At 64.5% G+C, this 12,896-nt stretch carries 14 protein-coding genes and 1 pseudogene; 8 read left to right on the top strand and 7 right to left on the bottom strand.

Going from position 1 to position 12,896, the window contains the following annotated elements:
• Window positions 1–49: 49 nt before the first annotated feature.
• From AC04SG_RS25670 to AC04SG_RS25655, 4 genes are all read left to right on the top strand, one after another.
• On the top strand, window positions 50–346 hold the full coding sequence (locus AC04SG_RS25670; protein ID WP_112559219.1) for a sarcosine oxidase subunit delta: 297 nt from the start codon (window positions 50–52) through the stop codon (window positions 344–346).
• Window positions 343–3,336 carry a sarcosine oxidase subunit alpha gene (locus AC04SG_RS25665; RefSeq protein ID WP_488553321.1) on the top strand — a complete coding sequence of 998 codons (2,994 nt, stop codon included), beginning with the start codon at window positions 343–345 and terminating at the stop codon, window positions 3,334–3,336. The genes AC04SG_RS25670 and AC04SG_RS25665 overlap by 4 nt, the downstream gene beginning before the upstream one ends.
• The gene (locus AC04SG_RS25660) at window positions 3,329–3,901 is read left to right on the top strand and encodes a sarcosine oxidase subunit gamma (RefSeq protein WP_488553320.1); all 573 of its coding nucleotides are present in this window, start codon (window positions 3,329–3,331) and stop codon (window positions 3,899–3,901) included. The genes AC04SG_RS25665 and AC04SG_RS25660 overlap by 8 nt, the downstream gene beginning before the upstream one ends.
• A 76-nt stretch (window positions 3,902–3,977) precedes the next feature.
• Window positions 3,978–4,205 carry a hypothetical protein gene (locus AC04SG_RS25655; protein WP_488553319.1) on the top strand — a complete coding sequence of 76 codons (228 nt, stop codon included), beginning with the start codon at window positions 3,978–3,980 and terminating at the stop codon, window positions 4,203–4,205.
• Between the two features lie 123 nt (window positions 4,206–4,328).
• Here the strand turns inward: AC04SG_RS25655 and AC04SG_RS25650 are convergent, their stop codons facing one another.
• The 6 genes from AC04SG_RS25650 to AC04SG_RS25625 all read right to left on the bottom strand — a co-directional run bounded on the left by AC04SG_RS25650 (window position 4,329) and on the right by AC04SG_RS25625 (window position 8,691).
• Window positions 4,329–4,562 carry a DUF680 domain-containing protein gene (locus AC04SG_RS25650; protein WP_488553318.1) on the bottom strand — a complete coding sequence of 78 codons (234 nt, stop codon included), beginning with the start codon at window positions 4,560–4,562 and terminating at the stop codon, window positions 4,329–4,331.
• Window positions 4,563–4,756: 194 nt separating this feature from the next.
• Window positions 4,757–5,401 (bottom strand): TetR/AcrR family transcriptional regulator, encoded by a 645-nt coding sequence (locus AC04SG_RS25645; protein ID WP_488553317.1) that lies wholly within the window; start codon window positions 5,399–5,401, stop codon window positions 4,757–4,759.
• A 125-nt stretch (window positions 5,402–5,526) separates the two neighbouring features.
• Entirely contained in the window at window positions 5,527–6,303 is a 777-nt protein-coding gene (locus tag AC04SG_RS25640; protein WP_488553316.1) for an SDR family NAD(P)-dependent oxidoreductase, read from the bottom strand.
• A 29-nt stretch (window positions 6,304–6,332) separates the two neighbouring features.
• Window positions 6,333–7,367: a phosphotransferase family protein gene (locus AC04SG_RS25635; protein ID WP_488553315.1), complete on the bottom strand. Its 1,035-nt coding sequence runs from the start codon at window positions 7,365–7,367 to the stop codon at window positions 6,333–6,335.
• Entirely contained in the window at window positions 7,364–7,858 is a 495-nt protein-coding gene (locus AC04SG_RS25630) for a MaoC family dehydratase (protein ID WP_477233145.1), read from the bottom strand. Before AC04SG_RS25630 ends, AC04SG_RS25635 begins: the two co-directional genes overlap by 4 nt.
• A 17-nt stretch (window positions 7,859–7,875) precedes the next feature.
• Window positions 7,876–8,691 (bottom strand): SDR family oxidoreductase, encoded by an 816-nt coding sequence (locus AC04SG_RS25625; RefSeq protein WP_488553314.1) that lies wholly within the window; start codon window positions 8,689–8,691, stop codon window positions 7,876–7,878.
• Between the two features lie 126 nt (window positions 8,692–8,817).
• Between AC04SG_RS25625 and AC04SG_RS25620 the strand changes: the two genes are divergently transcribed.
• The 4 genes from AC04SG_RS25620 to AC04SG_RS25605 are packed head-to-tail and all read left to right on the top strand — an operon-like array spanning window position 8,818 to window position 12,719.
• On the top strand, window positions 8,818–9,456 hold the full coding sequence (locus AC04SG_RS25620) for a TetR/AcrR family transcriptional regulator (protein WP_488553313.1): 639 nt from the start codon (window positions 8,818–8,820) through the stop codon (window positions 9,454–9,456).
• Window positions 9,456–10,697, top strand: coding sequence for an acyl-CoA dehydrogenase family protein (locus AC04SG_RS25615; protein ID WP_488553312.1), 1,242 nt, complete (start codon window positions 9,456–9,458; stop codon window positions 10,695–10,697). The genes AC04SG_RS25620 and AC04SG_RS25615 overlap by 1 nt, the downstream gene beginning before the upstream one ends.
• Before the next feature lie 4 nt (window positions 10,698–10,701).
• A complete protein-coding gene (locus tag AC04SG_RS25610; protein ID WP_488553311.1) occupies window positions 10,702–11,670 on the top strand; it encodes an NADPH:quinone oxidoreductase family protein in 969 nt (322 codons plus the stop codon).
• 11 nt (window positions 11,671–11,681) lie between these two features.
• The gene (locus AC04SG_RS25605; RefSeq protein WP_488553310.1) at window positions 11,682–12,719 is read left to right on the top strand and encodes a zinc-binding dehydrogenase; all 1,038 of its coding nucleotides are present in this window, start codon (window positions 11,682–11,684) and stop codon (window positions 12,717–12,719) included.
• A gap of 51 nt (window positions 12,720–12,770) precedes the next feature.
• On the opposite strand, the pseudogene AC04SG_RS25600 reads toward AC04SG_RS25605, so the two are convergent.
• Window positions 12,771–12,896 (bottom strand): annotated as a pseudogene (locus AC04SG_RS25600) (IS110 family transposase); the annotation flags it as partial.

Here is a 12,896-nt window from a genome sequence, read left to right as displayed (position 1 = left end):
CTTTGCGACCAACCGGCCATCGGCCACGGCGAATTTTAGGACCAAACAGATGCTTCTCATCCGCTGCCCCTATTGCGAGGAAGAGCGCCCGGAGCTCGAATTCCGCAACGCCGGCGAGGCGCACATTGCGCGCTCGGCCAACATGGCGGGCGAGAGCGACGACGACTTCGAAAAGTTCTTCTTCATCCGCTCGAACCCCAAGGGCATCATCTATGAGCGCTGGCGCCACATCCATGGCTGCGCGCGTTTCTTCAACGCGGTGCGCGACACCGTCACCGACAAGTTCGTCATGACTTACAAAGCCGGCGAGCCGAAGCCGTCCAAGCTTCCGGGAGCTGTGAAATGAGCGGCGCCTTCCGTATCCCGAGGGCCGGCCGTCTTAGCCAGGCCAAGACCGCGCGCTTCTCCTTCGACGGCCAGTCCTATACCGGCATAGAGGGCGACACGCTGGCCTCGGCGCTGCTGGCCAATGGCGTGCATCTGGTCGGCCGCTCGTTCAAATATCACCGTCCCCGCGGCTTCCTGTCGGCCGGAGCGGAAGAGCCGAATGCGCTGGTTCAGGTCGAGCGCGATGCGGCGCGCAAGGCGCCGAACATCCGCGCAACCGTGCAGGAGCTCTATGACGGGCTCGTTGCCCAATCGCAGAATCGCTGGCCCTCGCTTGCCTTCGACATCGGCGCGGTCAACGACATTGCGTCGCCGCTGTTTTCGGCCGGTTTCTACTACAAGACCTTCATGTGGCCGAAGGCGGCCTGGAAGAGCCTGTACGAGCCGAAGATCCGCGCCGCGGCAGGCCTCGGCGTTTCTCCTGACAAGCCCGATCCCGATCATTATTCGTCGCGCTATGCGCATTGCGATGTGCTGGTGCTGGGCGGCGGTGCCGCCGGCATCACGGCCGCCTTGGCTGCGGCTGAAACCGGCGCCCGCGTCATCCTCGCCGACGAGCAGGCGGATTTCGGCGGCAGCCTGCGCTTCGAGACCGGCGCGAAGATCGATGGCCAGGACGGCTATGGCTGGGCGCAAGCGGCGATCGCGAAGCTCAAGGGCATGGACAATGTCCGCGTGCTCTCCCGCACCACGGCGTTCGGCTACTACGCGCAGAATTTCGTCGGCCTGGTCGAGCGCGTCAGCGACCATCTGCAAAGCCCTGGCCACGATCTGCCGCGCGAGCGGCTGTGGCAGGTCCGCGCCAAGCGCGTGGTGCTGGCGACCGGCTCCATCGAACGCCACATGGTGTTTGCCGACAATGACCGGCCCGGCATCATGCTGGCCTCGGCGGCGCGCATCTATCTCAACCATTATGGCGTGGCGGTCGGCAAAAATGTCGGCGTCTACACCGCCAATGACTCGGCTTATGCAGCCGCGATCGACCTGAAGAAGGCCGGCGTCAACATCGCGGCGATCGTCGATCTGCGTGACCATCCGACCGGGCCGGTCATCGACGAGGCGAGGGCGCTCGGCATCGAGGTCAATTTCGGCCGTGCGGTGATCCGGGCCGGCGGCAAATTGCGCGTGACGTCGATGACCGTGCAGCCGAAGAATGGCGGCGGCGAGCGGACCATTCCGGTCGATGCCATCCTGATGTCGGCCGGCTGGACGCCATCGGTGCATCTCTTCTCGCAATCGCGCGGCAAGGTCGCTTTCAACGACGAAACCAAGCGTTTCGTGCCCGGAATTTATGCGCAGGATTGCATCTCGGTCGGCGCCTGCAACGGCACGGACGGGCTGTCGGCAAGCATCGACGAGGCCTATGCGGCCGGCGCCAAGGCGGCGAAGGACGCCGGTGCGAAAACCGCGAAGGGTACGAAGCCAAAGGTCGATGCGTCGGAAAGCTGGTCGCGCGGCATGCTGGGGGCTGCGCCCGGCGCCGGGCCGGACAAGACGGTCAAGGCCTTCGTCGATTTCCAGAACGACGTTACCGCCAAGGACATCCGCCAGGCGGTGCATGAAGGCATGCGCTCGATCGAGCACGTCAAGCGCTTCACCACCAACGGCATGGCGACCGACCAGGGCAAGACCTCCAACATGCACGGCCTGGCGATTGCCGCCGAGACGTTGGGCAAGCCGATCCCGGAGGTCGGCCTGACCACCTTCCGCGCGCCGTACACGCCGGTGACCTTCGGCGCGATCGTCAGCCATGCGCGCGGGCCGCTGTTCGACCCGACGCGCAAGACCGCGATCCATCCTTGGGCCGAAGCGCAAGGCGCGGTGTTCGAGGATGTCGGCCAGTGGAAGCGCGCCTGGTATTTCCCTAGGGGCGGCGAGGACATGCATGCGGCGGTCGACCGCGAATGCGTTGCGGTTCGCACCAATGCCGGCCTGTTCGACGCCTCGACGCTGGGCAAGATCGAAGTCGTTGGGCCGGATGCGGCCAAGTTCATGGAGCTGCTCTACACCAATCCGTGGGAAAAGCTGGAACCCGGCCGCTGCCGCTATGGCATCATGCTGCGCGAAGACGGCTTCATCTATGATGACGGCGTCGTCGGCCGCTTGGCGCCGGACCGTTTCCATGTGACGACGACGACCGGCGGCGCGCCGCGCGTCATGAACCATATGGAGGATTATCTCCAGACCGAATTCCCGCATCTCAATGTCTGGCTGACCTCGATCACCGAGCAGTGGGCGGTCATCGCCGTGCAGGGGCCGAAGTCGCGCGACATCATCGCGCCGCTGGTCGAAGGCATCGATATGTCCGATGAGGCGCTGCCGCATATGTCGGTGCGCGAAGGCAAGATCTGCGGCGTGCCGACCAGGCTGTTCCGCATGTCGTTCACCGGCGAGCGCGGCTTCGAAGTCAACGTGCCGGCCGACTACGGCCAGGCCGTCTGGGAAGCGCTGTGGGCCGAGGGCCAGAAGCATGGCGCCGCCGCCTATGGCACCGAGGCCATGCACGTGCTGCGCGCCGAAAAGGGCTACATCATCGTCGGCCAGGACACAGACGGCACGGTGACGCCGAACGATGCCGGGCTCGACTGGGCGGTCGGCAAGAAGAAGACCGACTTCGTTGGTATCAGAGGCCTGACGCGGTCCGACCTCGTCGCCAAGGGCCGCAAGCAACTGGTCGGGTTGAAAACCAAGGACCCGAAGGTGGTGTTGGAGGAAGGCGCGCAGATCGTCGCCGATCCCAAACAGGCGATCCCGATGAAGATGATCGGCCACGTCACCTCGAGCTACTGGTCGCAAAATTGCGGCCGCTCGATCGCGCTGGCGCTGGTCGCCGGCGGGCGCGACCGGATGGGCGAGACGCTTTACGTGCCGATGCCGAACGGGGTGATCGAAGTGGAGGTTACCGGCATGGTGTTCTTCGATGAGACGGGAGGGCGCCTCAATGGCTAAGGCTGCTGCGAAAACCAGTGCATCTTCGGCTGAGCGCCGTCCGGCACAGGCCGGGCGCAGTGTATCGGCGAAGAACGTGAAGGTTGACGTGCTGCCGCCGGTGGAGCGCATGTCGCTGCGCGCGCCGGAGGCTTCCATTGCCGCGCTGTCGAAGGCGCTCGGGCTGACCTTGCCGAAAAGCCCGAAGACGTCGGCTTCGAAGGCCGGCCGCACGGCGCTGTGGCTCGGACCGGACGAATGGTTTCTGATCGACGAGGCCGGCAAGGACCTGCTCGCCGACTGCGCCAAGGTATCCGCGCTGCATTCGGCCGTCGGTATTTCACACCGCAACGTCGCCTTCGAAGTCACCGGGCCGGCAGCTGCGGCCGCGATCTATGCCGGCTGTCCGCAGGATCTGTCGTTGGAAGCTTTCCCTGTGGGCGCGGCGTCGCGCACCATTCTCGGCAAGGGCGAAATCGTGCTGCTGCGCACGGCAGCCGACGCCTTCCGGGTCGAGTGCTGGCGTTCCTTCTCCGACTATGTCTTTACTTTCCTGTCGGAAGCAGCCAGCGACGCGGCGGCGTAGAGCAATCCTTTTGGATTGCTTCGGGAACGTCTGACACGCGCGCTCGTTCTGCTTGCGCTGTCGAGGGAGAATGCCGATGCCGTCGAAATCCGCGCCGAAGTCAGCCAGGAAAACCGCCGCGGTCCGCTCGCTCGAACGTGAACGGCACCACGAGGTGAGTGCCGAAGAGGAACTCGAGGAAGGCCTCGAGGACACGTTTCCGGCCAGCGATCCGGTGTCGATCACCGCGACCTCCATCTCCGGCGCGCCGGCAAGACCCGGCAAGGCCAAGACGGTGCCGGGACGCAAACCGCGCAAGAAATAATCTCTCCGCTGCGCCCGGGCTTGAGTTGAGGAAAACTCCGGCCTGCGCCGAAGAAAAACGGGCGGCCAGGATTATCCTGCCGCCCTTAGCCGTTGTGCCGTCTGGTGATCGAGCTTGATCAACTCAGAACGTGCTCGGCACGATCCACGGGTTGATCTCGATGCCGAGGCGCGGGCCCTTGGCCTTGACGTCGGACTTTTCGACCGAGCCGGTCACGCTGCAATCGAGCTTGGCATGGGTCGTGGTGTCGACGCAGGTCGCGGCCGGAGCCTGCTTGGGCGAATGGTTGTCGCCGGCGGCGAAGGCCGAGCCGGAGAGCGCCAGCACAGCCGCGAGGGCGAGAAGGGTCTTGTTCATGTCAGTCTCCAACGGGTAAATTGTTTTCGTACATGTACGATACAACGTACACATACGTCCAAGGAAACTGGTTTTCAAGTAGAAGAACGTACACGTACGACAATTTTTTTGAACACCGAAAATTGCGGCTGACTGACACGGCGGAAGCTGTCAGGCCGGACGTTCAGTTGGAGGGGCGGGGGATACCCAGGTGCTCAGCAGTTGACCGGGGTCTTGGTCAGCGGTGGCACGTCCTGCATGGTGAGCGAGGCAAGGGTGGAATCGCACATCCGCTTCACGAAAGCCTGCGGATCGCCAAAGGGGTAAAACGGAAAGGTAATGAGCAACGAGATGGTGCCGTGGCCGACCGCCCACAGCATGGTGGCGATGGCGCGCGCATCGCCGTGCAATTTGCCGGCGGCGACGCAAGCCTCGACCCTTGAGATCAGCGCTTTCATCGCCGGGTTGCCCTCTTCCATGTCCTCATAGCTTCTGCCCTCCGGCAGCTTGGTCTTTTCGGTCATGAAGACGGTGCGGTATTCGTTGGGGTTGCCTAGCCCGAAGGCGGCATACTCGGTCATCACCGCCTTCAGCGCCTCGATCGGGTCGTCGGAGGGATGTGCCTCGATGTTGCGGGCAAGTGTTTCGAACGCATCCTCGGCCAGCGCAAACAGGATGTCCTGCTTGTCGGCGAAGTAGGAATAGACCGACATCGGGGCATAGCCGACCCGGTTGGCCAGCTTGCGGATCGTCAGGCCTTCATAGCCCTCTTCCTTGACGAGCTTGTGGGCTGCGTCGAGCAGCTCGGAACGCAGTTCGGCCTTTTGTTTCTCGCGGCGTTTCTGGACGCTCAGCGGCACGTGAGTCTGCCTTCATATGGTGGGGTGTTGGCTAAATTATATACGCTGTACGAAAACGGACAAGGGCGCGGTAGGTTCCCTTGCGGCAATGGTTACCAAATCTGGGGTTGCCCAAATCGTAGCTATCAAATTGCGCCGACGCCGCCGTCCACGGCCAGCGTGTGGCCGGTCATGAAGGAATTGGCGGGGTCAGCGGCAAACAGGATGGCGGTCACGACCTCGTCCACTTCTGCGACCCGTTTCATCGGCACGCCGCGCGTCAACTCGGCCAGGGCTTCGGCTTCCGGCGCGCCGGAGATGCGCACGAAGCTGTCGACCATGGCTGTGCGGGTGTGCGCCGGGCAGACGGCGTTGATGCGTATGCCCTTGGTGGCGTATTCGGCGGCCGCCGACTTGGTCAGCCCGACGACGCCATGCTTGGCGGCGGCATAGACCGACAGTTTCGGCGCGCCGACCAGCCCGGCAACCGAGGCGATGTTGACGATGGCGCCGCCTTTCCCGGCCGATTTGAACTGCCGCTCCATCTGCGGGATCTGGTGCTTCATGGCGTAGAAGACGCCGAGCAGGTCGATCTCCAGCACGCGGCGCGCCTCGTCGGAGTCCACTTGCGGCAGGCGCACGAAGCTCTGGACGATGCCGGCATTGTTGATGGCGATGTCCAGCCGGCCGAATTTCTCCGCCGCCAGTCTCACCAGATCCTCCGACAGTTTTTCGTCCGCTATGTTGCCAGCAAGGATAGCTGTTTCGGCCCGCAGCGAGCCGGCAAGTTCGGCCAGCGCCTTTTCGTCGATGTCGGACAACATCAGTCGGGCGCCTTCAGCGGCAAAGCCCCTGGCCGTACCGCGGCCGAGGCCGCCTGCGGCCCCGGTGATCAGCACGGTCGCTCCGTCAAAACGGCCCATTGCGTCTCCCACTGTGTCTCATTGTCGATTCAGGTTCGGTCGATCAGCTTGGCGGCAAGATGCGACAGCAGCTTCACTGCCTCGCCATAAGTCTTTGCCTTTTCGGGATTGGAGGCGTTGCCGTCGAGCGCCCGCTTGTAGACGCCCTGGCAGATGGCCGCCAAACGGAAGAAGGAGAAGGCGAGGAAGAAGCTCCAATTGTCGATGCCTGCCAGCCCTCGCCGTCGGCAATAGGCGGCGACATAGGCTTCCTCGGAGGGCAGGCCCAGGGCGGCGCGGTCAATACCGCCCAGGCCGCGAAAGCCCGAGGCATGCGGCAGGCGCCATTGCATGCACTGGTAGGCGAGGTCGGCGAAGGGGTGGCCGAGTGTCGACAGTTCCCAGTCGAGCACCGCCAGCACCTTTGGCTCGCCGGCTGCAAAGATCATGTTGTCCAGCCGGTAGTCGCCATGCACCAACGAGACACGGCCGTCATCGGCCGGCATATGCGTCTCCAGCCAGGCGATCAGCCGGTCCATGTCGTCGACGGTGCCGGTCTCCGAGGCGCGATATTGGCTGGTCCAGCGGGTCAGCTGGCGTTCGAAGTAATTGCCCGGCCGGCCGAAATCGCCGAGCCCGACGGCTTCGACATCGACATCGTGTAACGCCGCCAGCGTGGCGTTCATGGCGTCGTAGAGCGCGGCACGCCCATCGTTGCCGACGGCTTCCGGCACGGCCGGATCCCAGAAGATGCGGCCGTCGAGGAACTCCATGACGTAGAACATGCGGCCGATCGGCGAGTCTTCCGCCGATAGATGCAGCATTCGGGGCACCGGCACCGCGGTTCCGGCAAGCGCCTTCATCACGGTGAATTCGCGGTCGACCTGATGCGCCGATTTCAGCAGTTGGCCCGGCGGCTTGGCGCGCAGCACATAGCGGCCGCTCGCCGCAGTCAGCAGATAGGTCGGGTTCGACTGGCCGGATTTGAATTTCTCGATGGAATGAAGCCCGGCAAAACCCGGAATGTGCGCTTCGAGGTAAGGGGCAAGTGCTGCCTGGTCGATTGCGTTGGCGTCGCCGCTCATGCGGTCTCCGGCTCACGCTCGATCAGCGTCAGCGTCAGCCAGCGTGCGGTCAGCGCCGGCTTCTTCGAGCCCTCGATCTCGATGGTCACGTCATGCGCCGTCTGCACCCATCCGGATGGCCGGACCTTGACGTCGGCCAGCACGAAACGGGTGCGGATGCGTGAGCCGGTCTTTACCGGCGCCAGGAAGCGCAGCGAATCGAAACCGTGATTGACGCCCATCTTGCTCTTTTCCAGCGGCGGCATGGTCTCGAAGGTCATCGCCGAGAGCAGCGACAGCGACAGGAAGCCATGCGCAATGGTGCCGCCGAACGGCGTCTCCAGCCTGGCGCGCTCGGGATCGCAATGGATGAACTGGTGGTCGTCGGTGGCGTCAGCGAACTGGTCGATCATGGTCTGCGTGACCACGCGCCAAGGGGAGACGCCGACTTCCTTGCCGACGCTGGCCAAAAGCACATCGAGACTGATCGGTTCCACTGCGACGTCCTCCATTTGCCGCCGACCGCGGCTCATTCCTTGAACAAGGTCAGCCCATGCTGCACCGACTGCCCGCCGTCGATCGGCAGGATGGCGCCAGTGACATAGGAGCCGGCACGGCTGCACAAATAGAGCGTTGCGCCGCCAATGTCATCCGCTACGCCAATACGGCCGATGGGGACATGGCTGCCGACATGTCTGGCCTTTTCCTCGGTGCCGGTGGCAAAGGCGGTCATGCGGCTCTGGAAGGGGCCAGGAGCGAAGGCGTTGACGGTGATGCGCCGCGCCGCGAGTTCGATTGCCAGCGTGCGGGTCAGATGGTGAACGGCGCCCTTGGACGCCGTGTATGAGTAGGCATCGTCGGCCAGCGGCTGCGTGCCCATCACCGAGCCAAGGTTGATGACGCGGGCCGGATCGGCATCGCTGGCGGCGGCTTCCAGCAGCGGCAGCAATTCGCGCGTCAGGTGGAAGACAGCGGTGACGTTGACGGCAAACACCTTGGCCCAGCCGTGGTAGGGAAAGTCCTCGAGCGAGGCGCCCCAGGATATGCCGGCATTGTTGACGAGAATGTGCAGCTTGTCGGTGCGCGCCTTGACCTCGGCGACCAGCGCGGCAATGCCGGCCTCGGTGGAGACGTCACCGGCGAAGCCTTCGGCGCGGCCGGTGGCACCGAGCCCGTTCAACTCGGCCGCGACCTTGATGCAATCCTCGCCCTTGCGCGAAGCGATCATCACGGTGGCGCCGGCTTGGACCAGGGCGGTCGCAACCATGCGGCCGATGCCGGTCGCGGCTCCGGTCACCAGCGCCGTCTTGCCGGCAACTGAGAACAGCTCGTCGAGATAGCTCATCGATCCTCCCCGCGGAAACTTCGCCTCGTTGGGCGGTTGCCGCATTGACAACATACCCGGTAGTATGTTGATCTTTTGCCCAGACGTAAAGGCCTTGAATGCGGAAGCAGGCGAAAGGCGAAACCGATGCTCAGTGTCGAAGCTCCACTGCTCGATCGCCCGCGCGCCGATATCTTGCGCGCCGCCGCCATCTGTTTCATGCAGCGCGGCTATGCCGCGAGTTCCATCGACGACGTCGCGCGCAGCCTAGGCTCGACCAAGGGCCGCATCTACCACCACTATCCGTCCAAGGCCGATCTGTTCGCCGATGTGTTCCGCGCCGGCATGGACATGAATTTTGCGGCGATCGAGCCGGTGCGCGCGCAGCCCGGCCCGGCGATTGGACGATGGCGCAAGATGGCTGCCATCCATTGCGGCCAGATGATCCGCACCAAGCCGTTCCAGCGTGTCGTCTGGGAAGGTGTCGAGCTTTACCTGCGCGGGGCGACCACCCCTGAACAGCGCGAGGAGTTCACCCGGCTGATGCAGTCGCGCGACGCTTACGGCCGCATCTTTCGCGAGGCGATCGCCGCCGGGCGCGACGAGGGCGACATGCGCTTCGGCACGATCGGCATTGCCGAGCAGCTGATGTTCCTGACGCTGAACTCGCCGCTGTTCTGGTACACGCCGCGCCCGACGGAGACGGACGGGGATATCGAGGCAATTGTCGGCGAGGTCGTCGCGTTCGCGGCGCGCGGCCTGGGTGCGGCTGAGGAGAACAGATAATGAGCGACATGACTCTCGGCATGACCGAGCGGCTGAAGCCGATCCACGCCCGCGTCGCCGCCATGGTGCGCGGCGAGATCATGCCGCTCGACCATGAGTTTCTGAGCGAGGTCGGCAAGGGCGGCGACCGCTGGGTCTACACAGCGCGGCAGACCGAGATTCTCGAAGGGTTGAAAAAGACGGCCAGGGAGCGCGGCCTGTGGAATTTCTGGCTCACCGGCTCCGAGCGCGGCTATGGGCTCTCGACCGTCGAATACGCCTATCTGGCCGAGGAGATGGGTAAGGCGCATCTGGGTGCTGAAACCTTCAACTGCTCGGCGCCCGATACCGGCAATATGGAGGTGCTGGAGCGCTATGGCTCCGACGACCACAAGAAGGCATGGCTTGGGCCGCTGCTCGAGGGCAAGATCCGCTCGGCCTATCTGATGACCGAACCGGATGTCGCCTCCTCCGACGCCACCAACATCGCCATGCGCTGCGAACGGCAAGGCGACGACTATGTGCTCAACGGCGAGAAATGGTGGGCATCGGGCGCAGGCGATCCGCGCTGCGCCATCTATGTCGTCATGGTGCGCACCGGCGGCGAGGCCGAGCCGCAGCACCGCCGCCATTCGATGATCCTGGTGCCGTCCGACACCAAGGGCGTGACCAGGCTTCGGCCGATGCAGGTCTATGGCGACGACGATGCGCCGCATGGCCACATGCACCTCCGCTTCGACAATGTGCGGGTGCCGGCATCGAACCTGATCCTCGGCGAGGGCAGGGGCTTCGAGATCGCGCAAGGCAGGCTCGGGCCCGGCCGCATCCACCATTGCATGCGCGCCATCGGCCAGGCCGAGATGGCGCTGGAGATGCTGTGCCAGCGCTCTGTCCGCCGCGAGGCCTTCGGCCAGCCCTTGGCGAAGCTCGGCGCCAATTTCGACATCATCGCCGAATGCCGCATGGAGATCGAGATGGCGCGGCTGCTCTGCCTTAAAGCGGCGTGGATGATTGATCAGGGCGATGCGCGTGCCGCCGCCCCCTGGATCAGCCAGATCAAGGTCATTGCACCGCGCGTCGCGCTCAAGGTCACCGACGAGGCCGTGCAGATGTTCGGCGCGCAAGGCATCAGCCAGGACACGCCGCTGGCGCGTTCGTGGACACATCTGCGAACCCTGCGGCTGGCCGACGGGCCGGACGCCGTGCATCGCCGGCAAGTGGCGCGCACCGAACTTAGGAAATACACGCAGGAAAAGGTGTGAGGGCATGAAAGCCATCATCGCCCGCGATTTCGCGCCGCTCGACCAGCTCGTCTATGGCGACTGGCCGGAGCCGGAGGCCAAGGGCAATACGGTCGTCATCGAGGCCGAGGCGATCGGCGTCAACTATCCCGACGGCCTGCTCGTCCAGGGTCTCTACCAGATGAAGCCGCCGCTGCCTTTCGTGCCCGGCATGGAGGTTGCGGGACGGGTGATCGCGGTTGGGTCGGCGGTGAAGTCGGTCAAGATCGGCGATCGCGTTGCCGCGCTCTCGACCCATGGCAGCTATGCCGAGCGTGTGGGCGCTGCCGAACCCTTCGTCATGCCGCTGCCGCCTGATATGCCTGCCGCTGATGCCTGCGCGCTGCTGGCCGGCTACGGCACGTCGCACTATGCGCTGAAGCAACGCGGAGAGCTCAGCGAAGGCGAGACGCTGTGCGTGCTGGGTGCGGCCGGCGCCACCGGCATTGCCGCCATCCAGATCGGCAAGGCGCTTGGCGCGCGCGTCATCGGCGTCGCCTCGTCGGAGGAAAAGCGCCGCATTGCCGCTGAAGCCGGCGCCGACATAGCGCTCGGCTACGACAATCTGAAAGAAGCGCTGAAAGAGGTCACCGGCAGCAAGGGCGTCGATGTCGGCTTCGATCCGGTCGGTGGCGAAACCTTCGACGTGCTCGCCCGCTCGATGGCGTGGAACGGCCGGCTGCTGGTCATCGGCTTTGCCTCGGGCGCCATCCCGCAATTCCCCGTCAACCTGGCGCTGGTCAAGGGCTTTTCGGTCGTCGGCGTGTTCTGGGGCGCGTTCACGGCCAAGGAGCCGCGTGTCTACGCCGACAATATGAAGGAGCTTGTCGGCTGGTATCTCGCCGGCAAGGTCCGGCCGGTCATCGAAGGCACGTATCCGCTGGCCGACGCCGCCGCTGTGCTGACACGCGTGCTGGGCCGCGGCGCATCCGGCAAGCTCATCCTTAAACCTTAAGGAGCCCGGCCATGGCCATCCCCTCGGAAATGAAAGCGCTGCTGCTGACCGGCGACGGCTATACCAGGACACCGACTGGCACCGTGCTGGAGGCGATGGAGCCTTATCTCCAGCCGGGCAGCATCGGCGTGCCGACGCCCGGACCGAGCCAGGTGCTGATCAAGGTCGGCCTCGCCTCGATCAATCCGTCCGATGTCATGTTCATCAAAGGCCAGTACGGCCAGCCACGCGCCAAGGGCCAGCCGGCCGGTTTCGAGGGCGTCGGTACTGTCGTTGCCGGCGGCGACGAGCCTTATCCGAAAAGCTTGGCCGGCAAGCGCGTCGCCTTTACCACCGGCGTCACCAACTGGGGCTCCTGGGCCGAATACGCGGTCGCGGAAGCCGCTGTCTGCATCCCGCTGCTCGACACCGTTCGCGACGAGGACGGTGCGGCATTGATCGTCAATCCGCTGACCGCGCTCGCCATGTTCGACATCGTCAAGGAGGCCGGCGAAAAGGCCTTCATCATGACCGCCGGCGCCAGTCAGCTCTGCAAGCTGATCGCGGGCTTGGCCAAGGAGGAAGGGTACCGGCCGATCGTCACCGTGCGCCGCGACGAGCAGATCCCGCTCTTGAAAGAGATCGGGGCGGCCCATGTGCTCAACGAGAAGGCGCCGGACTTCAAGGCTGCATTGCGCGAGGTGGTCAAGACCGAGCAGCCGCGCATATTCCTCGACGCGGTGACCGGACCGCTGGCCTCGGTCATATTCGACGCCATGCCGAAGCGCGCGCGCTGGATCATCTATGGCCGGCTCGACCCGGACACGACTGTCATCCGCGAGCCTGGCCAGCTGATCTTCCAACACAAGCATATTGAAGGCTTCTGGCTGGTCGAATGGATGCGCCAGTTCCGCGACAGACGCGGCCCGGCGATCATGGAAGCGCAGAAGCGCTTTTCCGACGGGCGCTGGTCGACGGATGTGACGGCAGTGCTGCCGCTGGACGAGGCGATGGCGAAGGTGCCGGTGGAGCTGGCCAAGCCGAACGGGAAAGTGTTTATACGGCCGTGACGGCACCCCTTCCTTCTCCCCGTTCTACGGGGAGAGCGACTATCTGGGGGGTCAAGTTGCATTTGCGAACTCACTTCTCGCGCCGCGTGCTTTTGCATTGAGGATGACGAGAAGTTTTCTGGCAAGCGCGATGCGGATGAGCATTTTGGGCTTTCCCGCCAGTTGCAACCTTTGAGC

The sequence above is a fragment of the Mesorhizobium sp. CNPSo 4684 genome, assembly GCF_057784315.1.
Note: the sequence above shows the minus strand (reverse complement) of the source record. Positions and strands in the feature narration are given on the sequence as shown.

What these genes read in the sequence shown, in the direction of transcription:
- AC04SG_RS25640 (WP_488553316.1), bottom strand. Translation starts at nt 6,303, where the DNA reads ATGGGCCGTTTTGACGGAGCGACCGTGCTGATCACCGGGGCCGCAGGC.
- AC04SG_RS25660 (WP_488553320.1), top strand. Translation starts at nt 3,329, where the DNA reads ATGGCTAAGGCTGCTGCGAAAACCAGTGCATCTTCGGCTGAGCGCCGT.
- AC04SG_RS25670 (WP_112559219.1), top strand. Translation starts at nt 50, where the DNA reads ATGCTTCTCATCCGCTGCCCCTATTGCGAGGAAGAGCGCCCGGAGCTC.
- AC04SG_RS25620 (WP_488553313.1), top strand. Translation starts at nt 8,818, where the DNA reads ATGCTCAGTGTCGAAGCTCCACTGCTCGATCGCCCGCGCGCCGATATC.
- AC04SG_RS25650 (WP_488553318.1), bottom strand. Translation starts at nt 4,562, where the DNA reads ATGAACAAGACCCTTCTCGCCCTCGCGGCTGTGCTGGCGCTCTCCGGC.
- AC04SG_RS25605 (WP_488553310.1), top strand. Translation starts at nt 11,682, where the DNA reads ATGGCCATCCCCTCGGAAATGAAAGCGCTGCTGCTGACCGGCGACGGC.
- AC04SG_RS25635 (WP_488553315.1), bottom strand. Translation starts at nt 7,367, where the DNA reads ATGAGCGGCGACGCCAACGCAATCGACCAGGCAGCACTTGCCCCTTAC.
- AC04SG_RS25630 (WP_477233145.1), bottom strand. Translation starts at nt 7,858, where the DNA reads ATGGAGGACGTCGCAGTGGAACCGATCAGTCTCGATGTGCTTTTGGCC.
- AC04SG_RS25655 (WP_488553319.1), top strand. Translation starts at nt 3,978, where the DNA reads ATGCCGTCGAAATCCGCGCCGAAGTCAGCCAGGAAAACCGCCGCGGTC.
- AC04SG_RS25665 (WP_488553321.1), top strand. Translation starts at nt 343, where the DNA reads ATGAGCGGCGCCTTCCGTATCCCGAGGGCCGGCCGTCTTAGCCAGGCC.
- AC04SG_RS25610 (WP_488553311.1), top strand. Translation starts at nt 10,702, where the DNA reads ATGAAAGCCATCATCGCCCGCGATTTCGCGCCGCTCGACCAGCTCGTC.
- AC04SG_RS25615 (WP_488553312.1), top strand. Translation starts at nt 9,456, where the DNA reads ATGAGCGACATGACTCTCGGCATGACCGAGCGGCTGAAGCCGATCCAC.
- AC04SG_RS25625 (WP_488553314.1), bottom strand. Translation starts at nt 8,691, where the DNA reads ATGAGCTATCTCGACGAGCTGTTCTCAGTTGCCGGCAAGACGGCGCTG.